This is a genomic window from Thiomonas sp. DCM-2 (genome assembly GCF_056820905.1).
The window spans coordinates 42,425-66,732 of sequence record NZ_CM165962.1 but is presented as its reverse complement, the minus strand read 5'-3'; the positions used below and the strand labels follow the sequence as shown (position 1 = coordinate 66,732).

The following is a 24,308-nucleotide window of genomic DNA, read 5'->3' as shown; positions in this document are numbered from 1 at the left end:
CCGGTCAGGTGCCCCGCAACCCGGGCAGGGCGGGCAACAGAGCGCGCAGGCTCAGGCCCTCCTCGCTCAGCGCGGTGGCAATGGCAAGACGCAGCGGGCCGATGCGGCTGGAGGCGTCGAGCACCAGCCGCCGCACCAGCCGGGCCGGGCCGCGGTCATCGGTGTAGAGCGTGGCAATGGCCTGGGTGGCCAGATACAGCGGACGCGTGGCGCGGCGATGCGCGGCCTCGAAACGCTGCAGGCGCTCGGGCGCGGCGATGTCGGTGCCCGCGCGCGCCGCCGCCAGAATTTCGCGCGACAGCAGATCCACTCCATGCAGCCCGAAGTTGAAGCCGTGCGCGGTGACCGGATGCATGCCGACGGCGGCATCGCCGATCAGCGCGAACCGCGGGCCGACGAATCGCTGCGCGTACACGCCGATCAGCGGATAGCTGTGGCGGCTGCCCGCGCGCCTCATCTCGCCCAGCCGCCCCAGGTAGCGCCGCGCGATGTCGCGCTCGAAGTCGGCATCGGGCAACTCCAGCAGCGCCTGCATCTCGTGCGGCGGCAGGGTGAGCACCACCGAGGACAGATGCTCGGACAGCGGCAGCAGCGCCAGCGTCTGGCCGATGCCGAACCATTCCCACGCGGTGTGGTGATGCGGCTGCTCGTGCTGCATGCGGCATACCAGCATGGTCTTGCCGAAGTCGTGCGCATCCGCGCCGATGCCCATCTTGCGGCGTGTGTCGGAAAAGCGGCTGTCGGCGGCGATCAGCAGTCGGGCGCGGATCGACAGCGGGGCGGGCTCGACTGCAGCGCCCTCCCCGCCTTCGGCCACGGGCTGCAGCTCGATCTCCACGTGGTCGGCCGCAGTGTGAATGGCGCCGACGCGGTTGCGATCGAACAGCGTCAGCCCCTGCTGCCCCTGCACCGCAGCCCATGCGGCGCGGCGGATCTGCTGGTTGGGCACCAACGCGCCGAGAGCCGACTTGCCGCGCAGCGGCGCCACACGCATGGGATGCCTGTCCTCGCCGTTCATCACGATGGCATGCTCCAGCGGGAACACCTGATCGGCAGGAATATGGTCGAACACCCCGGACTCGCGCAGGATGCGCAGGGTGCGCAGGCTCAGCGCGATTTCTCGGCCGTCAAACGGCGGATCGGCCAGGGCACTGGCGCTTTGCTGCTCGATGAGGGCGATGCGCAGACCGCTGTCGGCCAGCGCCCGCACCATGGACAGACCGGCCGGACCGGCACCGATGATGGCTAGATCGAAGGTCATGAGAGACATCCCATAAAAAAAGCGCAAGAAGGGCGGCGATGAGGCCCGTTACAGCCGCGCCATTTCCAGCGGGGCCTCACCATACACCGCCCGCGCCAGCACCCGCAGCGCGGCACGCAAGCCCTCTTCGAGCACGGGGTGATAGAACGGCAGGGTCAGCAGCTCGGCCACGCTCATGTCGCGCTGGATGGCCAGCGCCAGCAGATGGCCCAGATGCTCGGCGCCAGGCACGCACATTTCTGCACCCAGCAGCTTGCCGCTGCCCGGCTCGGCATAGACATGCAACTGACCGGCTGCGCGCAGCATGGCCATGGCGCGGGCCTGCTGCGCGAAGTTGAACCCGCCCGTGGCGAATGGCCGCCCCTGCAGCGCCTGCCAGCTCTGCCCGACCACGGCGATCTGCGGATCGGTGAACGCAATCGCCAGGGGCACGCGGCGCTTGAAGCGTGCGGGGCCGTGCAGGGCGTTGAAGGCCGCAATGAAGCCTTCGTCGGACGCCTCGTGCAGCACCTGCAGCTCGCCATTGACATCGCCGGTGAAAAACACCGGAAGATCGCTGATCTGCAGCGTATTACGGTCAAATGCAGGCAAGCCGCGCCCATCCAGCGGCACACCCAAGGTGTCCAGACCCAGGCCGTCGGTATTGGTGCGTCGGCCCATGGCGGCGAGCACGGCGTCCACCTCGACCACGGTCTCGCCGTTGTCCACCCGCACCGCGCCGTCCGCGCCCTCGCGCAGGGTGACGGCGCGGCCCATGTGCAGCGCAAACTCGGCGCCGATGCGACGCTGCGCCTCGCCCTGAATCACCGGATCGGTCAGCGGCCCGAGGCTCTCGCGCAGCTCGAAGCCGTGGATCTGCAGCCCGAGCCGGGCGAGGGCCTGGCCGAGCTCGAGGCCGATCACCCCCAGCCCGACCACGGCGATGCGCCGCGGCAGATCGCGGCGCTCGAACAGATCGTCCGTGGTGAGGATGCGCTCGCCAAACGCGCGCCAGGCATCCGGCACGACCGGGCGGGTGCCGGTGGCAATCAGGATGCGGTCGGCGCCGATGACCTCCTCGCGGCCGTCCGGATGGGTGACGATGACGCGATTCGGCCCGTCGAGCCGGGCGCGTGCGGCAAGGTTCTGCGCGGGCTGCAGGCTGTCGGTTGCGGCCAGCACCCCGGCGACGCGGGCATCGCGGTAGTCGCGCACGCGCTGCAGCACCGCGGGAAGATCGACCTGCAACGCCTCGCCACCCCGAATGCCCAGGGCGGCCAGCGCGCTGCGGCGATGAAAATCGTCGGCTGCCTGGATCAGCGCCTTGGACGGCATGCAACCCACGCGCGCACAGGTGGTGCCGTAGGGGCCGTGGTTGATGATGACAAAGTCGTCGGTGTGCTTGCGCACCTGGGACAGCGCGGTCAGACCGGCCGTCCCGGCGCCGAGGATGGCAATGCGGACGTGGCGCACGGATGGGGCTCCGGGAAAGTGGACTCCGTGCCAGTCTATTGGCGCGGCATGACCGCCGTTTTGGGCAGGGTCAAGCCGCGTGGCGACGCGCGCTCAGGTGTGATCGTGGACCGGTGCGTGCTCGGCGTCGGCGTGGGCGATGGCGAGCATGGCATCGCGCTTGTCGGCGGTGCCGAACATCGGGCTGGTGCCCACGATCTGATGATTGGCCGCCTTCAGCGTGAAATAGGCACGGCCATCAGTGGCGGTCAGCTTCTCGAACCGCTCGGGCAACACGCTGTTCTTCTTCACCGACGCCATGCCGTTCTCGGCGGACGCCTTGCTCTCGTACTGCTCGCTGCTCAACACGGTCGCGCCGTCGTCGGTCTTGAGCGAGAAATGGAATTGACCCTTGTCGTTTTTGTGCAATTCGAAGCGGACTGCCATAGAGGACTCCTGGATGGGTAAGCCGAAGCAGGGCCGCGGCAGCCGCCTGTGGGGCATGCGCGCGCCAATGGAAGAACGGCCGGGATGATGCATCCCCGCACGCCCCGAATGGTCTGTGGGATCTGTGACAAATGCAAGGCTTCGCCACCCACTTTTGACAATAGTTGACACAATTTGCGACCAATCCCCCGATGTTCAGGGGGCTGGGGCAGGGTCAGCTCGCCTGCTGCTCCAGGGCGAAATGCGCCCCCTGGAATTGACCGAGCGCCCCGGTCAGCCAGGGCAGCAGCTCGCGCAGGGTGGCGTGCAGCGTCCAGGGCGGGTTGATGAGGAACATGCCGCTGCCCAGCAGGCCGAAGCCGCTGGCATCGGGCTCGCGCACCTGCAGGCGCACATCGAGCCAGTCGGCCTTGCCTGCGATGCGGCGCAATTGCTGCGGCAGCAGGTGCGACTCGCGCCGCTGCAGCACCGGGTACCACACGGCATAGGTGCCCACGGCGAAGCGGGTGAGCGCGTCGCTGACCGCATTGCGCAAGGCGGCGTAGTCGGTCTTCAGCTCGTACGAGGGATCGAGCAGCACCACGGCGCGGCGATCCGGCGGCGGCAGCAGGCTTTTGAGCGCCACAAAGCCGTCGGCACAACGCACCTGCACCCCTGGCTGCGTGCCAAACGTGGCCTCGAGCACACGGTGATCGGTGGGATGCAGCTCGAACAGCCGCAGCTTGTCCTGCGGGCGCATCAGCCGCTGCGCAATCGCGGGCGAGCCGGGGTAGTACAGCAAGACGCCGCCGGAGTTGAACTCCTTGATCAGCGAGAGGTAGTCGGCCACGGCCTCGGGAGCGTCCCTGCGTGTCCACAGACGTTCGATGCCCTGGGCGTACTCGGCATTTTTCTGCGCCGCGGCCTCGTGCAGGGCATAGCCGCCGGCGCCGGCATGGGTGTCGATCACCCAGTAGGGCTTGTCCTTGCGGTTCATGTGGCGCAGGACCTGCACCAGAATCAGATGTTTGAGCACGTCGGCATGGTTGCCGGCGTGAAAAGCGTGTCGGTAGGCGAGCATGGCCGTAATGTAGGGCCTCCGGGGAGGGAAGGGACGGCTTGACGAGCATTGCGCCCTGCACGCGCGCTGCGGTGCAAATTGCGTGCAGGGCTGGGGCACAATGCGGGAAAACACGTATCGGCGCCGACAGCGCAGCCCTCGACCATTTTTCGCCCGTCATGTCCTCCTCCCCCCGCTCCAGCCAGACTGACCTCAATGCCCTCGATTTCATCCGTTTCGCCGTCGACAGCGGGGTGATTGCCTTTGGCGACTTCACCACCAAGGCGGGCCGGCAGTCGCCCTACTTTTTCAACGCCGGCCTGTTCAACGACGGTGCCATGCTCGGGCGGCTGGCTCAGTTCTACGCGCAGGCCCTGCTGGGCAGCGGCGTGCAGTTCGATCTGCTGTTCGGCCCGGCGTACAAGGGCATTCCGCTGGGCGCAACGGTGGCGGTGGAGCTGGCCCGGCAGGGCCGCAACGTGGGCTTTGCGTACAACCGCAAGGAGGCCAAGGATCATGGCGAAGGCGGCAGCACGGTGGGCGCGCCGATCCGTGGCCGGGTGGTCATCGTCGACGATGTGATTTCCGCCGGAACCGCCACCGGCGAGTCGGTGCGGCTGATCCGCGCGGCGGGCGCCGAACCCGCCGCCGTGCTCATCGCCCTCGATCGGCAGGAAAAGGCGGCGATCAACGGCCAGACCCTCGACCTGTCTGCGGTGCAGCATGTCAGCCGCGAATACGGCCTGCCGGTGATCGCCATCGCCAATCTGGGCACCCTGCTGGAGTATCTGACTGCCAGTGGCAACGCGGACCTGGCGCGCTGGCGGCCTGCGGTGCAGCAGTACCGCGACACCTATGGAGTGTGAGACGGTGTGAGCAGATCCGCCATGGCCATCGCCCTGCGCTCGCCCCTCAACATGTCGTTTTCCGCCTTGCTGCTGTGGGGCTTCGCGTTGGTGGGGCTGCCGATGCTGCTCGGGCTGTCGGTCACGGCGTATCTGTTCGATCAGGTGGCCACGCAGGCCCGCACCTCGGTGGCGGCTGCGGTGCAGTTCACGCGCAACTCGCGCCAGATCGCCCAGGACATCGACGATCTGCAGCGCGCCAGCGGGCAATGCCTGGTGCTGCAGGACGCGGCGCTGTGCAGCGGCGTGCGACAGGCGCACGGCGCCTTCGAGCACGACGCCAGCCAGCTGCAATCCATGCCACTGCCGGAGGCGCAGCAGCGCACCCTGCACGCCTTGCGCGCGCAGGAGGCAACGCTCTACGGCGCAGTCATGGCCTCGGGCGGGGTGAAGGATGGCGCACGCGTGTTCAACGCCCTGAACCCGCAGTTCGATGCCATGCGCGCGGCGGCCGTGCGGCTGATCGCCCACAGCAATCAGCTGGTGGACGCACAGGAAGCGCGGCTGCAGCAGGTGTCGAGCCGCATCTGGTCGGTGCTGGTGTGGCTGGCACTGGCCAGCGCCAGTCTGTCGGTCTGTCTGGCGCTGCTGTTCTCCTGGCTGCTCAGCCAGCCGCTGCGGCAGATCAAGCGCGCCATCCGCCGCTTGGGCGAGGGTCAGCTCAATCAGGCGCCGACCATCGTCGGCCCGCGCGATCTGGTCGATCTGGGCGGACAGCTCGACTGGCTGCGCCGCAGGCTGGCCGAGCTGGAGGCGCAGAAAATCCAGTTGCTGCGGCATGTGTCGCATGAACTCAAGACCCCGCTGGCGTCGATGAAAGAGGGCGTGGACCTGCTGGCCGACGGCGTGCCCGGTCCGCTCAATGCCGAGCAGCAGTCCATCACCCGCATCATGCGCGGCAATGTGCGCGATCTGCATCAGCGCATCGACAGCCTGATTCACTACGACAGCGCGCTGCACGATCCCGGGCCGCTGCAGATCACTGCGGTGAAGCTGCGGCTGTTGCTCGCGGGGCTGATCCGCCGCAACCACCTGACCCTGCGCGCGCGGGGCGTGCATGTGGAATGCGGCTGTTCTGCGCTGCAGGTGCTGGGCGACCGCGCCAAGCTCGAAAGCCTGTTCGAGAACCTGCTGCTCAACGCCATCCGCTTCAGCCCGCAGGGCGGCACCATCGGGTTTGACGCCACGCCGGTGGCGGGCGGCATTGAAATCTGCATCAGCGACCAGGGCCCGGGGGTGGCGCCCGAAGACCGCGCCCAGTTGTTCCAGCCGTTTTTCCAGGGCCGCAACCAGCCGTCCAGCGCCCTGCGCGGTACCGGCCTGGGACTGGCGCTGGCGCGGCAATATGCGCACATGCACGGCGGCACGCTCGAACTGGTGCAGCGCCCGCCCCCCGGCGCCGTGTTCCGCGTGTTCCTCCCTGACCAACCCAAGACGCTCGCATGACCCTGCATCGCCCCATTTGCTTCCCTCGTTCCATTCGTCCGCGGCTTTTGCTGTCGCTTGCCTTGAGCCTGAGCCTGGCGGCCTGCGCCGAGTTGCCGCGTCTGGCCGATCTGCCCGCCCGCCCGGCCGCCAGTGGGCAAGGCGCCGACCGGCTGGACGACGCCGCGATCAGCCGCTTGCTGCGCGACACGCCACAGACTGCGGGCCCGGCGCTGCAAAGCCAGATCACCCGCCTGCTCGCCCTGGGCAAGCGGCGCAGCACGCCCGAGCAGCTCCAGCTCGCCATGCTGCTGCTGGCGCGCGCCGAGCCGGGCGATGCGGAACTCGCACAGAATTTGCTCGATGGCCTGCCAAGCCGCGCGGCCGATCCGCAGGCGCGCAACCTCGTGGTCCTGCTGCAGCGCGACGCCGCGCAGCAACTCGCACTGCAGCAGGCGCAGAAGTCGGCCGCGGCACTGCAGAAGCAGATCGACCAGATCAAATCGCTGGAGACCCAGTTGCAGAACCGCAGCCACTGACCCATGCCCACCTCCGTTCTCCTGGTCGACGACGACCCCGATCTGCGCCAGCTCCTGGCCATGCGCCTGCGCTCGGCCGGCTACGCGCCCGTCACCGCAGCCAGCGGCGCCGAGGCGCTGGGCAGCCTGGCCGCCAACCGTCCCAGCGCCGTCATCACCGACCTGCGCATGGACGGCATGGACGGGCTGTCGCTGTTCGAGCAGATCCGCGCGCAAGACCCCGCGTTGCCGGTCATCATCCTCACCGCGCACGGCACCATTCCCGACGCGGTGGACGCCACGCAGCGCGGCGTGTTCGGCTTTCTGACCAAGCCGTTCGAGGCGCGCGAACTGCTCGCCCTGCTCGAGCGCGCCATCGCGCTGCAACCCAGGCAAACCCCTGCGCCCTCGCCCAGGGACGACGCCTGGCGTGCCGACATCCTCACCGCCAGCCCGCGCATGCTGGCGCTGCTGTCCGAAGCCGCTCTGGTGGCGCGCAGCGAAGCCAGCGTGCTCATCCGGGGCGAATCGGGCACGGGCAAGGAGATGCTGGCCCGCGCCATCCACCGCGCAAGCCCCAGGCAGGCCGGGCCGTTCGTCGCCATCAACTGCGCGGCCATCCCCGAGACCCTGCTCGAATCTGAACTGTTCGGTCACGCCAAGGGGGCGTTCACCGGCGCCAGCCAGGCGCAGACCGGCCTGTTCCAGCAGGCCAGCGGCGGCACCTTGTTTCTCGACGAAATCGGCGACATGCCGCTGCCGCTGCAGGTCAAGCTGCTGCGCGTGCTGCAGGAGCGCCAGGTGCGGCCACTGGGTGCGGCGCAGGCGGTCGATGTGGACGTGCGCATCGTCTCCGCGACCCATCGCGATCTGGATGCCGCCATCGTGCAGGGCCAGTTCCGCGACGATCTGTACTACCGCCTCAACGTGGTCACCCTGCACCTGTCGCCGCTGCGCGAGCGGCGCGAGGACATCGCGATGCTGGCCCAGCATGCGCTGCAGACCCTCTCCCCGCGCATGCACCGCCGCATCACCGGCTTCACCCCGGACGCGCTCGACCTGCTGCAGCAACAGGACTGGCCCGGCAATGTGCGCCAACTGATGAACGTAGTGGAGCAGTGCTGCGCGCTGAGCACCACCAGCCGCATCCCGGCCAGCTCGGTGGCGCGGGCGCTGCGGCTCAAGCCCACCACCCTGCCACCGCTGGCCGAGGCGCGCGAACAGTTCGAGCGCGACTACCTGGCGCAGCTGCTCAAGATGAGCAACGGCAACGTGGCGCAGGCCGCGCGGCTGGCGCAGCGCAACCGCACCGAGTTCTATCGCCTGCTCGGCAAGCACCACCTCGACCCGGCGCAATTCAAGGCCGCCGCGGAAGACACCCCGGCGCGGGACTAACGCCCATGTCGCCATCCAGCGACAAAAATAGTCTCGATATATCAATGGGTTGAGACAGGCCGCGGCAAACCTGTCGCCGCTGCCCGACACTTTTGACGTCGATTTCTGCCGTCTGTCGCCATTTGGTGTGATTTTTTCCCTCTCTCCCGAGCGAAGCGCACGCATGGCACAGGGTTTGCACCAGGTCTCTGCGCAGATCGCATCCGCTCGGTCTGCTCCACAGGAGAACTCGATGCAAACCACACCATCCCCCACCGCCTTTCCCACCGAGCCGAGTCGGGCCATGTTCCTGGCGATGCAGCGGCAACTCCATGCCCTGGCCGCGCAACTGCGGGCGCTGCATCAACCCGACCCACTGACCCGGATGCGGCGACAGCACGCCCACGCTGTGCGCGCCTTGCAGCGGGAGTTTGGCCACAGCGTCACGCTCGCCGCGCAGCGTGCACCGCGCGCCCGCCGCTGACGCTTTCCCTTTTTCATCCCACTGTGTTTCGGAGGACTGCCATGCTCCCCATCGATTGGTCTGCATTCCCCCCCTACACCGCCTTGGCCGGCGGTGTGTTGATCGGCGCCGCAGCCGGTGCGCTGGCGCTGGGCGGCGGCAAGATCGCCGGCATCAGCGGCATTCTGGGCGGCGTACTGAGCGACGCGCTTGCCGCGCGCCGTCCGGTGCCGTGGCGCTTGAGTTTTGTGCTCGGCGTGCTCATGGCCTCGGTGCTCTGGGCGGCTGCCCTGCCCATTCCCGGCGCGGCGTTTGCAGCGCCCTGGCCGCTGTTGCTGATCGGCGGTCTGCTGGTGGGCGTGGGCGCCCGGCTGAGCTCGGGCTGCGCGAGCGGCCACGGCGTCTGCGGCCTGGCGCGGCTGTCGCGGCGCTCGCTGACAGCGGTTGCCACGTTTTTGTCCACCGGCATCGCCACGGCGGTGACAGTGCATGCGCTGCTGCACTGACCCGACACGTCCACCCTGAAGGAGATTGTCATGAACAAACTCGCGTTTTTCTCTGGTCTGCTGTTCGGTCTGGGCGTGCTGCTCTCAGGCATGACCAATCCGGACAAGGTGCTGGGCTTTCTGAACATCGCCGGCGCCTGGGACCCAAGCCTGCTGCTGGTGCTGGTCGCCGCCGTGCTCGTGGCCTTCGTGCCCATGCAGCTTGCGCAGCGCCGCAGCAAGGCGCTGCTGGGTGAGCCCATCGCCTTTCCCGACACTCGCAGCATCACCGGCAGGTTGATTCTGGGCAGCGCGGTGTTCGGCATGGGCTGGGGCATGACCGGGCTGTGCCCCGGCCCGTCGCTCGCCGCGCTGGCCTCGCTGCACGCGCCGCAATGGCTGTTCTTCGCCAGCATGGTGGCGGGCATGACGGGGTTCGAGCTGTGGCAGCGTGCTGCAGCCGGCAAGACACAGCGCACCACCTCCCCCGCCCGCCCCGGCGCGACGGCGCTCGGCTCCAAATCCTGAAGGAAAGACTCCATCATGTCCACGACATCCCCGCGCCCCACGGCCGCCACGCGGCAAGACACCCCCTGCGACATCGCAGCCCATCCTGCTGCGCCGTCATTGCCCACAGCCGCCGACCTGCAGTTGCGCGAACGGGTCATGGCCCGCCTGAGCCAGACCGCGCTGCGCCGACTCGACATTCAGATTCACGTGCAGGACGGCCTGGTTCGCCTGTGCGGCAGCCTGCGCGACGCCCGCCTGCGCGCCCATGCCGAATGGCTGGTGTTCACCACCGAGGGCGTGCAGGCGGTGTGCAGCGACTGGCAACTGCCCACCTCCGCAACCCCGCAATACCGCCATTGAGGACAGACCGATGCAATATCCAACCCCCACCGTTCAAAGCTGGTTTCACGCACCCACGTTCACCGCCACCCACTGCATCATCGACCCGCAGACCAGGCACTGCGCCATTCTGGACAGCGTGCTCGACTTCGATTACGCCTCGGGCCGCACCAAGACCGACTTTGCCGACCAGATCGTGGCCTTTGTGCGCGAGCAGGGCCTCACCGTGGACTGGCTGCTCGAGAGCCACGCGCATGCCGACCATCTCTCGGCAGCGCCCTATCTCAAACAAGTGCTCGGCGGGCAGATCGCCATTGGCGAGCACATTCAGGATGTGCAGAAAGTGTTCAGCCAGGTGTTCAACGACCGCACCATGCCCACCGACGGCTCGCCCTTCGATCATCTGTTCAAGGACGGCGAAACCTTTGCCATCGGCAGCTTGCAGGCCCGGGTGATGCACACCCCCGGCCACACCCCGGCGTGCGTGACCTATCTGGTGGGCGACAGTGCCTTTGTCGGTGACACCCTGTTCATGCCGGACTACGGCACGGCGCGCTGCGACTTTCCCGGGGGTGACGCGCACGTGCTTTACCAGTCGGTGCACAAGCTCTACAGCCTGCCGCCGCAGACCAAGCTGTATCTGTGCCACGACTACATGCCTGGCGGGCGCGAGCCGATCTGGCAGACCACGGTGCAGGCCGAGCGCGAGGGCAATGTCCAGCTCAACGCCCGCACCACCGAGGAAGAGTTTGTCGCGTTTCGCAAGCAGCGCGATGCCAAGCTGAGCATGCCCGCCCTCATCCTGCCTGCGGTGCAGATCAATGTGCGCGCAGGCGAACTGCCCAGGGCGGAAGGCAACGGGGTGAGCTATCTCAAAGTCCCCCTCGGCGCGCTTTGAGCGTCGCCGCCCCAACAGCATTCGGCGCCAGCGCGCCGTCCCCTGCGACCCTGTCGCGCTCCTCGCACTCCTGCGTCCGCCCCCCGATGGCGCGGGATGTGTTTCGCCGCAGCCCCGTGCTGCGGTGTTTTTTTTCAGGTTCCGCCGACGAAGGGGTTGCTGCGGCGCTCTTCGCCGAAGGTCGATTCCGGTCCGTGACCGGGGATGAACACCGTGTCGTCGCCCATGGGCCACAGCCTGCCGGTGATGCTGTCGATGAGTTGCTGGTGATTGCCGCCGGGAAAGTCGGTGCGGCCGATGGACCCGGCAAACAGCACATCGCCCACCCAGCATCTGCGCGCCTCGGGCTGGTGAAACACCACATGCCCCGGTGTGTGGCCAGGGCAGTGCCGCACGGTGAATTGCAGGCTGCCGAGCTGCAGGGTGTCGCCGTCGGCCAGCCAGCGGTCGGGAGTGAACGCCTCGGCCGGCGGAAAGCCGAACATCGCCGCCTGCTGCGGCAGCGCGTCGATCCAGAACTGGTCGCCCGGGTGCGGACCGATGATGGGCACGCCCGCGCGCCGCGCCAGCTCGGCCGCACCGCCCGCGTGGTCGATATGCGCGTGGGTCAGCCACACGGCGCGCAGCGTCAGGCCCTCCTGCTGCGCGGCCTGCAGCAGTCGGTCGACCTCTCCGCCCGGATCGGTGCACACCGCCTCGCGCGTGGCACCATCCCACAGCAGACAGGCGTTCTGGGCAAAGGCGGTGACTGGAAAAATGCGGTAGCGGAGCATGGGCGGAACGGCAAGACCGGACGAGCAACGTGTCGAAAAGATCATCCTACGCCGCGCTCCGCACCTCCACAGCCACCTCGTTGCGGCGAAACGCGGGCAGTGTCCAGGGGGGATCGTAAAACCAGGCAACGGGCGTTCCGACCGGGTGCCAGGGCGTCTTGGCGAGCAATTCGAGCAGCCGCGCCTGTTCTTTTTCCACGGCAGCGGGGCTGCGGCTGCCGGAAAACCGCAGCACGGCGTCATCGGTGGCCGGGATGGTCACCAGACGGACCTGCGGATCGTCAGGCGTCGGCAAGGTGTCCAGCGTCTCGTTGGCCGGCATGTAGAAGCGGATCACCCAGCCTTGCGCGGATGGGGATTGGGTGACGGGCGCCGTCATCGCGATGCGTTCACCGGGCGATTGAGCCACAGGCGTCGTCATGGCGATCCGGCTGTGGCGATGGTTGGCGCCAAAGATATAGGCCGCCAGTCGCCGAAATCCCTGGTAGCGCGCTGCGCTGGGCCCGGCCTGCACCGTCGTCTCGGCCGCAATGCGCGGTGCGTAATGCCGAATCTCCACAGGTCCGATCTGGGAGATCACGGTGAACCTGGGCTCGGGCGTCGTGGAGCGCACTCCAAAGACCGAGCAGGCCGAGAGCAACAGAGGGGTCAGCATGAGAAGGATGGGGCGAGTTTTCATGTTGCGATGCCGCTCGCGTGCGCGGCGCCCAGCCTGGTGGGGACAGCGTGCGCATCACCAGCCGTCATGTCAACCTGCTGTCGCGGTTGCGGCGCCGATGATGCGCGCGTGTTCGGCCAGTTCACCCAGAAGCTGCTCGGCTGCGGCGCCACTGAGCGTCAGGGGAGAAAACCGCGCATCCGGCGAATAGGCCAGAAAGAGGCTGCGGTTCTTTTCGTTGCTCAGCACATATCCCATCGACCAGTCGCCAAAGAGGCGCTTGTCGATCTCGCGGTAATGCAGAATCGCCGAGTCGGCGTGGCGGGTGTCGCGCAGGATGCGCGCATAGAGCGCATTGATCCGCGAGCGGGCGCCCTCGAGCGCCTGCAGAAAGAATCCATCTGCAAACACCAGCATGCCCGACAGGCCGAGCGCGGGGTTGTTGCGGCGGGAGCTGTTGAGAATGTCATGCACATCGGCCGAGCCCAGCTGGGTGATGCGGCTGGCGTAGATCATGCGAATCATCGGATCCATGGGTGTCCTTGTGGTCTTGGGAAACTCTTCGATCGCCTGATGATGCAGGGCATCCGGCGGTGGGGAGCGCTCAGCCGGGTCGCTTCAACCCCTCGGCTGCACGTGCCCAGCGCTGCAGGCGCGGGCGAATGATCAGGAACCCCCGGTAGAGCACTTCCAGCACGGGAGTCACGCCGGGCAGACGGCCGATGCGGCCGAGCCAGCGCCACCCCGGCATGGTCAGCCACAGTGCGACAAAGGCCTGCGCACCACTGAGCATCTGGCCGTCTGGCTTGCGCACATGAAAACGCGCCAGGTAGCGCGACCGGTCCTCTGGGCACAGCGGCACTGTGGCGTCGCTGACGTCCAGCCAGTCCACGGGCGCGGACAGGGTCAGCGACCGGTACAGACCCACTTCGCGACGGCACAGCGGGCAGGCGCCATCGAACAGGACGGTCAGTCGCTCGCCTGGCTCGGGCGGGGTTTGCGTGGGGGGCGGTTGCATGGCGGCGGGGTGGTATACCTCAGGATCAGGCGTGAGCTTGCCATGTCCGGAACTGGCCCGCAGGGCGGGGTTCAGATGCCCTTGCCTGCGGCCATGATGACCTCGTGCTGCTCGATGCCGCCGCCCTCGCCGAAGGCTTCCCTGGGCAGCGGGTTGGGTTGTTGATGTGTGCGCTTGAAATCGTCGCTGCGGACCCAGTTCTGGAAGTCCTCGCGGCTTTCCCAGTGCGTCAGAATGACATAGAGGCCATCGTCCTGCGCCGGGCGCAGCACTTCCATGCGCACAAAACCCGGCTGCCTTTCCACCTCGCCAGCGCGCTGGCGGAAGCGTTCCTCAAAGGCTGCACGAAATTCCGCATGCACCGGCACACGATTGGCAACGACATATTGCATGGCAGGAGTCCTGGTGGGGTGTGAGCGCTCCGCACGGCCGCTCCGAGGGAGCGCTCAACTCCCTCGGGGAGTCGCGCACAGCGCGGAGGGTCATCAGTGAGAGCAGAAGGAAATCAGGTCGACCTGAGTCATCGTAGACCGAACGCAGCGATCAGGCGCTGCGTCAATTCAGCCTGCTTGGGCTTGTTGTCGGCGTGCAGTGGCGCGTGACCGGCTGCGCGACGGCGATGCCGTAGAGCACACCCTTGAGGTTGACGTCGATCATGCGGTCCCAGTCGGCGATCTTGCGGCGCTCCAGCGGGGAATGCGGCATCAGCCCGGCGTTGTTGAGCATCACGTCGATGCGGCCGAAAGTCCGCACCGCGGCGTCCACCAGCGCCTGTACCTGGGCGGCATCGGTCACGTCGGTGGTGACGGCCAATGCTTGCGCGCCGTTGGTTTTCAGCTCGGTGGCAAGCGCCTCGATGCGCTCGCTGCGCCGCGCGCCCAGCACCACCCGCGCGCCCTGCGCCGCGAGCAGCCGCGCCGTGGCTTCGCCCAGGCCGCTGCTGGCGCCAGTGATGACGATGACTTCGTCTTGGATGGGGTGTTGCATGATCTGAGATCTCCGTGGGGTATTGCAGCTTGGTGAAGGTTCATTGTGGAGCCAGTTCGCTGAACCTGCACGACGCGATGACGCCGCCGTCTTGCGCCCCAGCACCAGCGCGCCGTCTGTAGCCAGCGTGGGCACGCAGGGATTGGCCGTGTACATCAGGCACGGGGTCGATGATGAGATCGAGGCGCCGGGCGCTGCCGGTCGTGGTCGAGGCCCTGCGGTATCGCCCCCCTGCAGAGAGGGATTGAGGCCGTCCGGGGCGCTCCCTACACTGGGTTCGCCCTTGCCGTCTCCGTCAGCCGTGGAACCCATTGCCGTCAGGCTCACACCATGTCCCGTCAGCCACTGCCTCCTCGTCGACGCGACTCGTTGCGCGGCCTGGTCATGGCGCTGGCGGCCCTGCTTCTGGCGCTGCTGACATCGGGGCGCGTCTGGGCCGCCTTGGCCCCCGATGCGACGGCGGCCCCGCTGGTGGTTCTGGTGCCACAGGATCTCGTCCATCAGGGCCTGAAGCAGTCGCTGCAGATCGTTCAGGAGCCCGGACGAAGGCTGGAACCCAGCGCGGTGGCGCAGTTGCCAGATACGCAGTTCCAGTGGGTGAAGGATGGCAATCTGGGCATCAGCGACAGCGCCCAGTGGGTGCGCATCCGGCTGTTTCGCAGCATGCTGTCGCCCGAGCATCTGGTGCTGCAATTGGGACGGCCCGTCTGGCGCGAGGCCGAGGCCTATCTTCTGCCCTCCGACCCAGCGCACCCCGACAGCATGCGTGCGGCGGGCATCGGTCGGCTCAGTGCCCTGCATTCCCGTTACACCGCCTATGCATTCGAGCCGCCCGAAGGCGCCAGCACCCTGCTGATCCGCGTGGCGCAATACGGCGCGCTCACGCCGGAATTCCACTTGTGGGACGCAGCAGCCTTCCGCCATCACGCGGTGGACGACGCGCTGCTTCAAGGCCTGTTCTACGGCATGACCGTGGCGCTGCTGATCTACAACGCCTTTCTGTTTCTCAGCACCCGCGACAAGGCCTACTTCGCCTACATCCTGTGGCAGGCCGCCACCGTGTTATACATCCTGACGCTCTCCGGCGTGGGGCAGCACCAGTTCTGGCCCAGTTCCAGCCCCTGGAACAGCATCGGGCTGATCGGCGGACTGTCGCTGATGTGCGCCGGCGGGCTGTATTTCATCCGCGCCTACCTGCTGCTGCCGCGCACCGCGCCGCGCACCGATCTGGCGCTGCAGATCGTGCAGTGGCTGGCGATCACCCTGGCTGTGGCCGCGCTGCTGCCGGCCAGCGGCTGGATGCTGGTTCCGGCGCAGATCATCGCGGCGGCATCGCTGTTTCTGATCGCCCTGGCCGCTGCGGTGCGGTGGCGGCAGCGTTTCATTCCGGCAATGATCCTGTTGCTCAGCCTGTGCCCGTTGCTGCTCGTGGGATTTGCCAACATCGGCCGCACCCTGGGCTGGCTGCCGGAGACCTTTCTCACCTCCGACGCGCTGCAGTGGGTGATGGTGTTTCTCGCGCTGGTCCTCACCTACGGCCTGTCCGTGCGCGTGGCGCAGCTGCGCGAACGCGCGACCAAGCTGCAGGACTTGCTGCTCAAGGATCCGCTCACCGGCCTGCTCAACCGCAACGGACTGTTCGACGCTGGCCAGCGTGCGCTCGACCGCACCCACGACAGCCATGCCTACTCTGCCGTGCTGTGGATCGACCTCGATGGCCTCAAGCGCATCAATGATCACTTCGGCCATGCCGCGGGAGACGCGCTGATCCAGGCCACCGCTGCGCGCCTGCGCGAAGCCTTCGGCCCCGACGCGGTCTGCGCCCGGCTGGGCGGCGACGAGTTCGCCATCGTCCTGCCCAATCTGCCGTCACCGCGCTTGGCCGAAGACCTGGCGCGGCATGTGCTGGAGCGCCTGCGCGCGCCCTACGCGCTGTCGGGGCAGGAGTTCCGCGCCTCGGGCAGCATCGGCGTGGCGCTGTACCCGCAGCACGCGCAGACCCTGGAAGAGTTGCTGCGCCTGGCCGATGTGGCGATGTACCGCGCCAAGGAACTCGGGCGCGACACCTCTGTGCTCTGGGAGCCCGAGATGGACGCCGATGTGCAGGCCTCGCTGTTCCAGTTCACCCGACCGGCACGGTCCTGAACCACCCGACCGGTGCCCCTGCGCGCGACAGGGGTGTTATGGACAAGCAGTGCGCGGCCCCTGCACACTGCGCGCACAGAACCAGGGAGACATCGATGACCTCGACCATGCAACGGATGCGACGTCTCGTCGGCAGCGGGATGTTGTTGGGCTTGTTGGCCTTGCCCTCCATGGCCCATGCGGCAGACGGCCTGCCTCACGAATTTCAAGGGGCCAATCTGGTGAAAGGGCAGCAGTACTACACCGACCTCAAATGCGCCGCCTGTCATGCCGAGCGCATGATGGGCTCCACCTCGGCGATGTACACCCGCCCGGACCGCAAGGTGCACAACCCCAAGCAATTGCTGGCATTCACGCAGATGTGCGTCACCCAGCTCAACCACGACCTGTTTCCGGAAGAGGTCAAGGACATCGCCGCCTACCTCAACCAGACCTACTACAAGTTCAAGTAGGGGAACGCTCAGCGCGCGGCAGACGCCGCGCCTGTGGGCGGCTGGGTGATCAGGCCAATGCGGCTCAGCCCCGCACTCTGCGCGGCGCCCATGACGCGGGCGACATCCCCATAGGGCACGGCGGCATCGGCGCTGATGTGCACCTCGGTCTTGGCCGACTGTTGTGCACTGGCGGCGAAGCGTGCCGCGAGTTGCGCCAGGGTGATGGCCTGACCGGCGAGGTAGAGCTGCCCGTCCTTGCGCAAGCCCACGTCGAGCACGGTGGGTGTCTGTTGTGACGGCGGGGCATCGACCTTGGGCAGATCGAGCTTGAGGCTGCCGGTGAGCAGCGGCGCGGTGATGATGAAAATCACCAGCAGCACCAGCATGACGTCGATCAGCGGCGTCATGTTGATGTCGCTCATCGCCTCGCCGTCATCCCCCTGATCGAAACTGCCGAAGCTCATGGTGCACCGAACTCAAGTCACCGGGCTGGTGGCCAGCAGACGCTGCAGATCGTGGGCGAAGCCTTCGAGCGCGCCCTGCACCCGACGGGCGCGCTTGCTCAGCGCGTTGTAGGCCAGCACGGCCGGAATGGCCACGGCCAGACCGGCGGCGGTCATGATGAGGGTTTCACCCACGGGGCCTGCCACCTTGTCCACGCTGATCTGGCCACTGGCGGCAATGGCGGTGAGGGCGTGATAGATGCCCCAGACCGTGCCGAACAGACCGACGAAGGGCGCGGTGCTGCCTACACTGGCCAGCAGCACATGCCCGGCCTGCAACCGACGCTGCGCCGCCTGCAGTGCGTCGCGCAGCTCGCGGGTGACGCGGTCTTCGTGCGACTGCCAGCGGTGCACCGTGTCGGGCCGCGCCAACCGCGATGCGGTGTCGGCCAGCAGGCTGGCCAGCCCGTCCTTGTCGGCCGCCTGCACGGCGGCAGCCGCCTGCAGCGCCGAAGGCGCGCCCCAGTAAGCGGAAATGCCAGCGGGCACGCGGCGCACGGCGCGCCACAGCAGCGCCGCCTTCCACAGAATGACGAACCAGCTCGCCAGCGACATGACCAGCAGCACCAGCGCGACCAGATGACTGAGCGCGTCGCCCTGCTGCCAGAATTGTGCAAGCCCTCCCATGCGCGCAATCAGTCCTTGATGCCCAGCACGTCCTGCATGTCGTACAGGCCCTGCGCACGGGAGGCAAGAAACCGCACGGCGCGCAGGCTGCCCTGGGCATAGGTGGCGCGGCTGCTCGATTTATGGGTGATCTCGATGCGCTCGCCCGTGCCGGCGAACAGCACGGTGTGGTCGCCGACGATGTCGCCGCCGCGCACGGTGGCGAAACCGATGGTGGACGGGTCGCGCTCGCCGGTGATGCCCTCGCGGCCATAGACGGCGCACTGCTTCAGATCGCGGCCCAGCGCACCCGCCACGATCTCGCCCATTTTCAGCGCGGTGCCCGACGGCGCGTCCACCTTGTGCCGATGATGGGCTTCGATGATCTCGATGTCATAGCCCTGCGCCAGCGCACGCGCGGCCTGATCGAGCAGCTTGAACACCACGTTGACACCGATGCTCATGTTCGGCGCCATGACGATGCCGATGCGCTGCGACGCCGCGCGGATGCGCGCAAGCTGCGCGTCGTCGAAACCCGTGGTGCCGATGACCATGGCCACGCCCGCTGCCTCGCATGCGGCCAGATGCGCCATGGTGCCCTCGGGCCGGGTGAAGTCGATGAAATAACGCGCGTGCTGCAGGGCGGCGTACAGATCGGAGCGGATGGGCACGCCGGTGTGCGCCCCGGCAAAGGCCCCGGCGTCCTGCCCCAGCGCCGGGCTGCCGGGCATGTCGAGCGCCGCAGTGACGCTGCAGTCCGGCGCGGCCAGCACGGCTTCGATCAACGTGCGGCCCATGCGGCCACTGGCGCCGGCAATGGCGATGCGGTGCGTCTCAGCTTGCGAAGTGCTCATGGCGAGGGCGGCGTTCAGTTGCCGACGGGTGCGGAGGCTGCGGGAGCTGCGTTCTGCAGCGCGGCGATTTCGGCGGGCGGCGCGTACACCGTCAGATTGCCTGGCTGCGACGCAGGCGCGGCGGGACGCTTGGTCTCTGCGAACTTCTTGTCCGCCGCGGCAACTTCCGCCTGCAGCTGCGCCTCGGTCAACGACTTGGGTTTCTTGCCGCCGTCCCGCAGGGAGTTGATCTGGGCAACGAATTCCTGCTCGGAAGGCAGCGGGTCGCCGTCTGCGCGCTCCATCTTGCCGTCCTTGTCGAAATACACGGTGAAACGGCGCACGATGGGGGCTTGATAGCCCTGGCGCAGGCTGAACACATATTCCCAGCGGTTCTGGTTGAAAATGGTCTTGAGCAGCGGCGTGCCCATGATGGCCTGCACCTGTTCCTTGCTCATGCCGGGCTTGAGCTCCGCCGCCATTTCGCGCGAAACGAAGTTGCCCTGAATCACATCGGCGCGATAGGGCTTGAAGATCGAGGTCAGATCGTGCTGGGTTGCCGTGCTGCTGCAACCGCCCAGCAGCGCCAGACTGCACAGCGCAGCAACTGCAATGGCGGGTCGCCAGCCCACCCAGGAAAACGGCAGCAAAAATGGCCGCGTGGCAGCTTGTTCGGGGGAGTGCAAAACTGGGGAAAACCGCATCGGGTCTCTCGCGTCGTCAACGCGGCCGGGGTCGTTTAACATCGGCGCATTCTACTGAATACGGCCCTCTTCCCCATGGCTCAGAGCAACGCACAAGGTTTGCGCAATACCGGCCTGAAAGTCACACAGCCACGCCTGCGCATCCTGGAAATTTTCCAGAAAGGCACGCAGCGCCACATGACGGCGGAAGACGTGTACCGCGTGTTGCTCGACGAGCAGCAGGACATCGGTCTGGCCACGGTGTACCGCGTGCTGACCCAGTTCGAGCAGGCCGGCATCTTGCTGCGCAGCAACTTCGAGTCGGGCAAGTCGGTGTTCGAGATCAACGAGGGCAAGCACCACGACCATCTGGTGTGCCTGGACTGCGGGCGGGTGGTCGAGTTCTTCGATGCGGAAATCGAGCGGCGACAGAAAAAGATCGCCAGCGAACACGGCTTCGAATTGCAGGAGCACTCGTTGTCGCTCTATGCGAGCTGTGCCAAGAGGGCCGAGTGCCCGCACTACAACAAGGCCGATCACACTCCGCTGGCCGCGCGCACACACGGGCACGGGCACGGGCACGGCGAGTAGCCTTCCGCCTTTCAGTCGTCGCCGTCCTGCATGGCCTGACGCTGACGTTCCTGAAATTCGCGCAGGGTGTCGATGCCCCGCAACTGCAGAATGGTGTTGCGCACGGCGGATTCCACCAGCACCCCGAGGTTGCGCCCGGCTTCCACCGGAATCATCACCTTGCGGATGGGCACGCCGAGCACATCCTCTTCCAGGTTGCCTGCAGGCAGGCGGTCGAAGTTGCGATCGAGCACGTCGCGACGAATGAGATGGCAGATGAGCTTGAGCCGCATCTTGCGGCGCACCGCAGTTTCGCCAAAGATGGTCTTGATGTCGAGCAGCCCGATGCCGCGCACTTCCAGCAGGTTCTGCAGCAGCGGCGGGCAGCGGCCTTCGATGGTGTTCTGCGCCACGCGCAGCAGATCGACGCAGTCGTCGGCCACCAGACCGTGACCGCGGGTGATCAGATCCAGACCGAGTTCGCTCTTGCCCAGACCGGATTCACCGGTGATCAGCACGCCCAGCCCGAGGATGTCCATGAACACGCCATGCTGGGTGATGCGGTTGGCGAAATGCTTGGACAGAAACGCGCGCAGCACGTCGATGGTGAAGGCCGCGGTCTCGGCGGTCTGGAACAGCGGCACCTGGGCGGCATTGCATTCATCGACCAAGCCGGGCGGCGGCTCCTTGCCGTCGGCCAGCACCAGCGCCGGCGGCTCCAGACCGATGATGCGGCGAATGCGTCGCAGCCGGTCTTCCGCCGTGGAGTTGTTCAGGTAATCCACCTCGCGCCAGCCCAGAATCTGCACGCGAAACGGGTGGATGTAGTTGAGGTAGCCGACCAGATCGGCGCCGGAGGTGGCGCCTTCGACCGCGGCCAGGTCGAAACGGCGCTCGGGATTGTTCTGCCCGGCAATCCACTGCCACATCAACTGCGGCGCATTGGCGTCGAAAAGACGCTCGGCGGCGAGTGTGGAGGCTTTCAACTCGGGGTGGCTCGGGCGAGGCCAAGAGGCACCGCGGCACGCGCGGCGATCGGGCGCAGCATCTCAGGCGGCTGAATGCAGCGGCGCCCACTCGCTGACTCGGCGGTGCAGCGCTGCCGCGTCGGTCTCGCCGAGGAGCTGCGCACGCAGGTCGGCATCGGAAAGCATTTCGGCGATGGTCGACAGCAGTTCCAGGTGTTTGGCCGTGGCGTTTTCGGGAACCAGCAGCACCACGAGCAGTGACACCGGTTGATTGTCCGGCGCCTCGAACGCGATGGGCTGGCGCAGGCGAATGACCGCGGCGCTGGGCTGCTTCAGGCCCTTGATGCGCCCATGGGGAATGGCCACCCCCTGTCCCAGTCCGGTGGAGCCCAGCCGCTCGCGTGCAAACAGGTTGTCGGTAATTTGCGCGCGGTTCAGGCCGAGGCTGTGTTCGAACAGCAGTCCGGCATATTCGAATGCGCGCTTTTTGCTGCTGACGTCGACATCGAGCTGCACATGCGCGGGCGGCAGGATCTGGGCAAGGCGGTTCATGGGATCACGCGGGGACCATCGAGGCGACGCAGTGTAAACGGGTTTTGCGGCAGATCGGCGCAGGCACAGACCGCCCGGAGACAGCCGGGCCGGTCTGCGCCTGCGCTGAAAAGCGAAGGAACGCGCCAGCGCTCAACTGGCCAGATGCTTGCCCGCGGTGGCCTGATGGTCACGCAGTCGGTTCTTGTGCTCGACCACCTGACGGTCGAGCTTGTCCACCAGGGTGTCGATGGCGGCGTACAGGTCTTCATGCTGACTTTCCGCAAAAATCGACTTGCCCTTGACCATCAGATTGCATTCGGCGTGCTGGCGCTTTTCCTTTTCCTTGAGTTTTTCCACACTGAGTAGCACGTTGACATTGACCACCTGATCGAAATGTCGCACCACGCGATCGAGCTTGGTCTCGACGTAGCTGCGCAGGGAGGGGGTGACATCCAAATGGTGGCCGCTGATGGTCAGATTCATAGTGAGGCTCCTGATTTTCGGAAAAATGGACATGGCAAGGCGCAGCGCCGTGCCGACAGGCTGTGATGGTGTGGGACCTCCTCTGTTGTTGCCGTCCGACGGGACCCGGAAGGCGTGTGTTGTGATGGAATTGTCAGGTTCAGTGTGCTACTGCCCCCCACCAAAATCAAGCCCTGACCTGACCAGATCAGCGGGCTTTTTGATCTGCACCGCCAAAACGTGCAATGGTTCACAGCGGCTCACCCGGCACCTGCCTTGCGAGGACGAAAAAAATCGCCCGGCCTTGCGGCGGGGCGAATGAAGAGCCAAACGAAGGCATCACGCAACGGCGCTGCCCAGACGCAGCGAAGCGGTCGATCAGGCGGCGGGCTTGGCGGCCGCGGGCTTGAAACCATAGCCCTCGAATATCTTGAGCGCCGTGGGCGAACCCAGGAACTCCGCCCACATCAGCCCGGCCTGCGGATGGGCCGCGCCCTTGACCACGGCTGCGGCATAGACCGCGGTGGTGTTCTGGTCAGCGGGAATGTCCACATTGCTGATTGGGTGACCGACTTTTTCCTGGAAGATGGCCTCGGACTTCCAGGTCACCCCGGCCTGCGCCAGGCCTTGCATCATGAACAACGGCGTCTGACGGTGGTGGATGTGGGTGAGGATGGTCTCGCCATTCTTCACCTTGGTGTTGTAGACCGACTGCTCCAGCGCCTCGCCGCCTGCCTTGCGCAGAGAAGCCTCGATCTGCCGCGCCACGCCTTCCCATTGCGGGTTGGGCATGGACAGCGTCACCCCCGGCTTGCCCAGATCGGCCAGGCCGGTGATGTGCGCCGGGTTGCCCTTGGGCACCATGATGGTGAGGTCGTTGCTCACATAGGGAATGGCCTTGCCGGTGAGCACGCCGTCATGGATGCCGGCCTCGATCTTTTTCAGCCCGGCGGCGAACACATCGGGCTTGACCGTCCAGGTCATGTTGCCCACTGTGATCACGCCGCCTTCGTGCATCTGCTTGAGCAGAATGCCCGGGGGCAGGGTTTCGTAGAACACCCGGCCCTTGTAGTCTGGATGTTCCTTCTCGAAGGCCTGCACCAGCGGCGCCATGGCGAAGTAGTAATTTCCGGCGACGAAGATCACCAGCTTGGGGTGATCGAGGTTGCCGTGAAAGTCGGGCAGGTCGTTCACCTCGGGGACGGTGAATTCCAGCCCTTTGTCGAGCGCAGGATTGTTCGCGCCGTGCTGCCATGGCGGAAAGATGGTTTCCTTGTACTGTGGGGGCTGCACCTTGCCGTTCCAGCCACTGTCGGTCGGTTGGGCCTGTTGGGCCTGGGCCAGGACGGGCAGCGCCAGCAGCAGGGCGGCGAGCAAGGGGGTGCGCAGCAGCGCGCGGGAGGTGCGGGGCATGGAGGTCTCCAGTCTTGATGGGGTGTGCGAATCAGGCGGTGTAGCGGTAGCCTGCGTCCTCGAGTTCCACCAGCGTGGCGACGATGCCAGGGGTGAGCACCACGCCGGGGATGAGGTGATTGGTGAATTCAGCGGCCATTTCGCCGTGGGTCTTCTTGTCCGGGTTGACGCCCTTGGCATGCAGATGCCCGGTCAGCTCCCAGATCGCGTTGTGGCAGGCCAGGAAGACCGCGCCACGCTCCTGCAGCACGGTGATGCTGTTGTTCGCCGGGGAGTACACGCCCTTGGAATCTTCCACGGCCTTGGGATCGGCATCGGCAGCAGGCGAGGTCTTGATCCACACGTTCGTCTTGGCCTTGCCCTTGGTCAGGCTGCCCAACTGATATTTGGCCCAGAGCGCGTCATCGAACAGCGCCAGGTGCGCCGGGCCGTGGGTGGCTGAGAGCGCCAGAAAATCCGGGTGCCTGAACGACCAGATCTGCGCGTTCATGGAATTGCGCATCAGGTTGAGCCAGGGGCCTTCGAGCTGGGTGTTGTCCCACACCTGCCTGGGCTTGCCGCCGTAGGTCAGCAGCAGATCGAGCGCCGCGCTGTCCCATTCGTCGGGATGCTCCAGGGTAAGCGTT

General features: G+C 66.7%; 30 protein-coding genes and 1 pseudogene. 12 read left to right on the top strand and 19 right to left on the bottom strand.

From position 1 onward, the window contains the following. Positions 1–4: 4 nt before the first annotated feature. From ubiM to AC1ZQA_RS00355, 4 genes are all read right to left on the bottom strand, one after another. Positions 5–1,261, bottom strand: coding sequence for a 5-demethoxyubiquinol-8 5-hydroxylase UbiM (gene ubiM, locus AC1ZQA_RS00370; protein WP_482677876.1), 1,257 nt, complete (start codon positions 1,259–1,261; stop codon positions 5–7). Positions 1,262–1,309: 48 nt separating this feature from the next. Beyond that, a complete protein-coding gene (locus tag AC1ZQA_RS00365) occupies positions 1,310–2,713 on the bottom strand; it encodes a dihydrolipoyl dehydrogenase (RefSeq protein ID WP_482677875.1) in 1,404 nt (467 codons plus the stop codon). Between the two features lie 93 nt (positions 2,714–2,806). Next, on the bottom strand, positions 2,807–3,139 hold the full coding sequence (locus AC1ZQA_RS00360) for a YegP family protein (protein WP_482677874.1): 333 nt from the start codon (positions 3,137–3,139) through the stop codon (positions 2,807–2,809). 214 nt (positions 3,140–3,353) lie between these two features. Beyond that, entirely contained in the window at positions 3,354–4,199 is an 846-nt protein-coding gene (locus AC1ZQA_RS00355; protein ID WP_482677873.1) for a 23S rRNA (adenine(2030)-N(6))-methyltransferase RlmJ, read from the bottom strand. Positions 4,200–4,357: 158 nt separating this feature from the next. Here AC1ZQA_RS00355 and pyrE point away from each other — a divergent pair, with 158 nt between their 5' ends. The 9 genes from pyrE to AC1ZQA_RS00310 all read left to right on the top strand — a co-directional run bounded on the left by pyrE (position 4,358) and on the right by AC1ZQA_RS00310 (position 11,095). Beyond that, entirely contained in the window at positions 4,358–5,044 is a 687-nt protein-coding gene (pyrE, locus tag AC1ZQA_RS00350; protein ID WP_482677872.1) for an orotate phosphoribosyltransferase, read from the top strand. A gap of 21 nt (positions 5,045–5,065) precedes the next feature. Then, positions 5,066–6,529, top strand: a complete 1,464-nt coding sequence (locus AC1ZQA_RS00345; RefSeq protein ID WP_482677871.1) for a sensor histidine kinase — start codon at positions 5,066–5,068, stop codon at positions 6,527–6,529. Continuing rightward, positions 6,526–7,047 (top strand): hypothetical protein, encoded by a 522-nt coding sequence (locus tag AC1ZQA_RS00340; RefSeq protein ID WP_482677870.1) that lies wholly within the window; start codon positions 6,526–6,528, stop codon positions 7,045–7,047. Before AC1ZQA_RS00345 ends, AC1ZQA_RS00340 begins: the two co-directional genes overlap by 4 nt. Before the next feature lie 3 nt (positions 7,048–7,050). Continuing rightward, positions 7,051–8,421: a sigma 54-interacting transcriptional regulator gene (locus tag AC1ZQA_RS00335; protein ID WP_482677869.1), complete on the top strand. Its 1,371-nt coding sequence runs from the start codon at positions 7,051–7,053 to the stop codon at positions 8,419–8,421. Positions 8,422–8,653: 232 nt separating this feature from the next. After that, complete coding sequence (locus AC1ZQA_RS00330; RefSeq protein WP_482677868.1) at positions 8,654–8,884, top strand: hypothetical protein; 231 nt, start codon at positions 8,654–8,656, stop codon at positions 8,882–8,884. A 41-nt stretch (positions 8,885–8,925) separates the two neighbouring features. After that, entirely contained in the window at positions 8,926–9,369 is a 444-nt protein-coding gene (locus AC1ZQA_RS00325; RefSeq protein ID WP_482677867.1) for a YeeE/YedE family protein, read from the top strand. A 30-nt stretch (positions 9,370–9,399) separates the two neighbouring features. After that, complete coding sequence (locus AC1ZQA_RS00320) at positions 9,400–9,876, top strand: DUF6691 family protein (RefSeq protein ID WP_482677866.1); 477 nt, start codon at positions 9,400–9,402, stop codon at positions 9,874–9,876. A 15-nt stretch (positions 9,877–9,891) separates the two neighbouring features. Next, the gene (locus AC1ZQA_RS00315; RefSeq protein ID WP_482677865.1) at positions 9,892–10,218 is read left to right on the top strand and encodes a BON domain-containing protein; all 327 of its coding nucleotides are present in this window, start codon (positions 9,892–9,894) and stop codon (positions 10,216–10,218) included. A 10-nt stretch (positions 10,219–10,228) separates the two neighbouring features. Beyond that, positions 10,229–11,095: an MBL fold metallo-hydrolase gene (locus AC1ZQA_RS00310; protein WP_482677864.1), complete on the top strand. Its 867-nt coding sequence runs from the start codon at positions 10,229–10,231 to the stop codon at positions 11,093–11,095. Positions 11,096–11,229: 134 nt separating this feature from the next. Here the strand turns inward: AC1ZQA_RS00310 and AC1ZQA_RS00305 are convergent, their stop codons facing one another. From AC1ZQA_RS00305 to AC1ZQA_RS00280, 6 genes and pseudogenes are all read right to left on the bottom strand, one after another. Continuing rightward, positions 11,230–11,868: an MBL fold metallo-hydrolase gene (locus AC1ZQA_RS00305; RefSeq protein WP_482677863.1), complete on the bottom strand. Its 639-nt coding sequence runs from the start codon at positions 11,866–11,868 to the stop codon at positions 11,230–11,232. Between the two features lie 46 nt (positions 11,869–11,914). After that, positions 11,915–12,523 (bottom strand): SOUL family heme-binding protein, encoded by a 609-nt coding sequence (locus AC1ZQA_RS00300; protein WP_482677862.1) that lies wholly within the window; start codon positions 12,521–12,523, stop codon positions 11,915–11,917. Between the two features lie 93 nt (positions 12,524–12,616). Continuing rightward, complete coding sequence (locus tag AC1ZQA_RS00295; protein ID WP_482677861.1) at positions 12,617–13,060, bottom strand: BLUF domain-containing protein; 444 nt, start codon at positions 13,058–13,060, stop codon at positions 12,617–12,619. A gap of 70 nt (positions 13,061–13,130) precedes the next feature. Further along, positions 13,131–13,544: a thiol-disulfide oxidoreductase DCC family protein gene (locus AC1ZQA_RS00290; RefSeq protein ID WP_482677860.1), complete on the bottom strand. Its 414-nt coding sequence runs from the start codon at positions 13,542–13,544 to the stop codon at positions 13,131–13,133. A 71-nt stretch (positions 13,545–13,615) separates the two neighbouring features. Next, on the bottom strand, positions 13,616–13,936 hold the full coding sequence (locus AC1ZQA_RS00285) for an antibiotic biosynthesis monooxygenase family protein (protein ID WP_482677859.1): 321 nt from the start codon (positions 13,934–13,936) through the stop codon (positions 13,616–13,618). Positions 13,937–14,147: 211 nt separating this feature from the next. Further along, positions 14,148–14,531, bottom strand: a pseudogene (locus AC1ZQA_RS00280) (SDR family oxidoreductase); the annotation flags it as partial. Positions 14,532–14,861: 330 nt separating this feature from the next. Between AC1ZQA_RS00280 and AC1ZQA_RS00275 the strand changes: the two are divergent. Together AC1ZQA_RS00275 and AC1ZQA_RS00270 are read left to right on the top strand one after the other, a co-directional pair. After that, a complete protein-coding gene (locus AC1ZQA_RS00275) occupies positions 14,862–16,676 on the top strand; it encodes a diguanylate cyclase domain-containing protein (protein ID WP_482677858.1) in 1,815 nt (604 codons plus the stop codon). 95 nt (positions 16,677–16,771) lie between these two features. Continuing rightward, positions 16,772–17,128, top strand: a complete 357-nt coding sequence (locus AC1ZQA_RS00270; RefSeq protein WP_482677857.1) for a c-type cytochrome — start codon at positions 16,772–16,774, stop codon at positions 17,126–17,128. An 8-nt stretch (positions 17,129–17,136) separates the two neighbouring features. Here the strand turns inward: AC1ZQA_RS00270 and AC1ZQA_RS00265 are convergent, their stop codons facing one another. The 4 genes from AC1ZQA_RS00265 to AC1ZQA_RS00250 are packed head-to-tail and all read right to left on the bottom strand — an operon-like array spanning position 17,137 to position 19,756. Then, positions 17,137–17,574 (bottom strand): ExbD/TolR family protein, encoded by a 438-nt coding sequence (locus tag AC1ZQA_RS00265; RefSeq protein ID WP_482677856.1) that lies wholly within the window; start codon positions 17,572–17,574, stop codon positions 17,137–17,139. A 12-nt stretch (positions 17,575–17,586) separates the two neighbouring features. Then, complete coding sequence (locus AC1ZQA_RS00260) at positions 17,587–18,240, bottom strand: MotA/TolQ/ExbB proton channel family protein (protein WP_482677855.1); 654 nt, start codon at positions 18,238–18,240, stop codon at positions 17,587–17,589. A gap of 8 nt (positions 18,241–18,248) precedes the next feature. After that, positions 18,249–19,073 carry a 4-hydroxy-tetrahydrodipicolinate reductase gene (dapB, locus tag AC1ZQA_RS00255; protein ID WP_482677854.1) on the bottom strand — a complete coding sequence of 275 codons (825 nt, stop codon included), beginning with the start codon at positions 19,071–19,073 and terminating at the stop codon, positions 18,249–18,251. Between the two features lie 14 nt (positions 19,074–19,087). Next, complete coding sequence (locus AC1ZQA_RS00250) at positions 19,088–19,756, bottom strand: outer membrane protein assembly factor BamE (protein WP_482677853.1); 669 nt, start codon at positions 19,754–19,756, stop codon at positions 19,088–19,090. Between the two features lie 75 nt (positions 19,757–19,831). Here AC1ZQA_RS00250 and fur point away from each other — a divergent pair, with 75 nt between their 5' ends. Continuing rightward, a complete protein-coding gene (gene fur, locus AC1ZQA_RS00245; protein WP_482677852.1) occupies positions 19,832–20,326 on the top strand; it encodes a ferric iron uptake transcriptional regulator in 495 nt (164 codons plus the stop codon). Between the two features lie 11 nt (positions 20,327–20,337). On the opposite strand, the gene hprK is transcribed toward fur, so the two are convergent. The 5 genes from hprK to tetH all read right to left on the bottom strand — a co-directional run bounded on the left by hprK (position 20,338) and on the right by tetH (position 24,298). After that, complete coding sequence (hprK, locus tag AC1ZQA_RS00240; RefSeq protein ID WP_482677851.1) at positions 20,338–21,291, bottom strand: HPr(Ser) kinase/phosphatase; 954 nt, start codon at positions 21,289–21,291, stop codon at positions 20,338–20,340. Between the two features lie 63 nt (positions 21,292–21,354). Beyond that, a complete protein-coding gene (gene ptsN, locus AC1ZQA_RS00235; RefSeq protein ID WP_482677850.1) occupies positions 21,355–21,825 on the bottom strand; it encodes a PTS IIA-like nitrogen regulatory protein PtsN in 471 nt (156 codons plus the stop codon). A gap of 132 nt (positions 21,826–21,957) precedes the next feature. Continuing rightward, a complete protein-coding gene (gene hpf / locus AC1ZQA_RS00230) occupies positions 21,958–22,290 on the bottom strand; it encodes an HPF/RaiA family ribosome-associated protein (protein ID WP_482677849.1) in 333 nt (110 codons plus the stop codon). A gap of 357 nt (positions 22,291–22,647) precedes the next feature. After that, positions 22,648–23,682 carry a substrate-binding domain-containing protein gene (locus tag AC1ZQA_RS00225; protein WP_482677848.1) on the bottom strand — a complete coding sequence of 345 codons (1,035 nt, stop codon included), beginning with the start codon at positions 23,680–23,682 and terminating at the stop codon, positions 22,648–22,650. 31 nt (positions 23,683–23,713) lie between these two features. Next, complete coding sequence (gene tetH, locus AC1ZQA_RS00220) at positions 23,714–24,298, bottom strand: thiosulfate dehydrogenase (RefSeq protein WP_482679358.1); 585 nt, start codon at positions 24,296–24,298, stop codon at positions 23,714–23,716. Positions 24,299–24,308: the final 10 nt, after the last annotated feature.

Coding starts and splice junctions, on each gene's coding strand:
- pyrE (WP_482677872.1), top strand. CDS start 4,358: ATGTCCTCCTCCCCCCGCTCCAGCCAGACTGACCTCAATGCCCTCGAT.
- AC1ZQA_RS00225 (WP_482677848.1), bottom strand. CDS start 23,682: ATGCCCCGCACCTCCCGCGCGCTGCTGCGCACCCCCTTGCTCGCCGCC.
- AC1ZQA_RS00265 (WP_482677856.1), bottom strand. CDS start 17,574: ATGAGCTTCGGCAGTTTCGATCAGGGGGATGACGGCGAGGCGATGAGC.
- AC1ZQA_RS00345 (WP_482677871.1), top strand. CDS start 5,066: ATGGCCATCGCCCTGCGCTCGCCCCTCAACATGTCGTTTTCCGCCTTG.
- dapB (WP_482677854.1), bottom strand. CDS start 19,073: ATGAGCACTTCGCAAGCTGAGACGCACCGCATCGCCATTGCCGGCGCC.
- AC1ZQA_RS00310 (WP_482677864.1), top strand. CDS start 10,229: ATGCAATATCCAACCCCCACCGTTCAAAGCTGGTTTCACGCACCCACG.
- AC1ZQA_RS00260 (WP_482677855.1), bottom strand. CDS start 18,240: ATGGGAGGGCTTGCACAATTCTGGCAGCAGGGCGACGCGCTCAGTCAT.
- AC1ZQA_RS00320 (WP_482677866.1), top strand. CDS start 9,400: ATGAACAAACTCGCGTTTTTCTCTGGTCTGCTGTTCGGTCTGGGCGTG.
- AC1ZQA_RS00250 (WP_482677853.1), bottom strand. CDS start 19,756: ATGCGGTTTTCCCCAGTTTTGCACTCCCCCGAACAAGCTGCCACGCGG.
- AC1ZQA_RS00305 (WP_482677863.1), bottom strand. CDS start 11,868: ATGCTCCGCTACCGCATTTTTCCAGTCACCGCCTTTGCCCAGAACGCC.
- hpf (WP_482677849.1), bottom strand. CDS start 22,290: ATGAATCTGACCATCAGCGGCCACCATTTGGATGTCACCCCCTCCCTG.
- AC1ZQA_RS00335 (WP_482677869.1), top strand. CDS start 7,051: ATGCCCACCTCCGTTCTCCTGGTCGACGACGACCCCGATCTGCGCCAG.
- AC1ZQA_RS00325 (WP_482677867.1), top strand. CDS start 8,926: ATGCTCCCCATCGATTGGTCTGCATTCCCCCCCTACACCGCCTTGGCC.
- AC1ZQA_RS00360 (WP_482677874.1), bottom strand. CDS start 3,139: ATGGCAGTCCGCTTCGAATTGCACAAAAACGACAAGGGTCAATTCCAT.
- ubiM (WP_482677876.1), bottom strand. CDS start 1,261: ATGACCTTCGATCTAGCCATCATCGGTGCCGGTCCGGCCGGTCTGTCC.
- AC1ZQA_RS00270 (WP_482677857.1), top strand. CDS start 16,772: ATGACCTCGACCATGCAACGGATGCGACGTCTCGTCGGCAGCGGGATG.
- AC1ZQA_RS00275 (WP_482677858.1), top strand. CDS start 14,862: ATGTCCCGTCAGCCACTGCCTCCTCGTCGACGCGACTCGTTGCGCGGC.
- AC1ZQA_RS00340 (WP_482677870.1), top strand. CDS start 6,526: ATGACCCTGCATCGCCCCATTTGCTTCCCTCGTTCCATTCGTCCGCGG.
- fur (WP_482677852.1), top strand. CDS start 19,832: ATGGCTCAGAGCAACGCACAAGGTTTGCGCAATACCGGCCTGAAAGTC.
- AC1ZQA_RS00300 (WP_482677862.1), bottom strand. CDS start 12,523: ATGCTGACCCCTCTGTTGCTCTCGGCCTGCTCGGTCTTTGGAGTGCGC.
- AC1ZQA_RS00315 (WP_482677865.1), top strand. CDS start 9,892: ATGTCCACGACATCCCCGCGCCCCACGGCCGCCACGCGGCAAGACACC.
- AC1ZQA_RS00330 (WP_482677868.1), top strand. CDS start 8,654: ATGCAAACCACACCATCCCCCACCGCCTTTCCCACCGAGCCGAGTCGG.
- ptsN (WP_482677850.1), bottom strand. CDS start 21,825: ATGAACCGCCTTGCCCAGATCCTGCCGCCCGCGCATGTGCAGCTCGAT.
- AC1ZQA_RS00290 (WP_482677860.1), bottom strand. CDS start 13,544: ATGCAACCGCCCCCCACGCAAACCCCGCCCGAGCCAGGCGAGCGACTG.
- AC1ZQA_RS00295 (WP_482677861.1), bottom strand. CDS start 13,060: ATGGATCCGATGATTCGCATGATCTACGCCAGCCGCATCACCCAGCTG.
- AC1ZQA_RS00285 (WP_482677859.1), bottom strand. CDS start 13,936: ATGCAATATGTCGTTGCCAATCGTGTGCCGGTGCATGCGGAATTTCGT.
- AC1ZQA_RS00355 (WP_482677873.1), bottom strand. CDS start 4,199: ATGCTCGCCTACCGACACGCTTTTCACGCCGGCAACCATGCCGACGTG.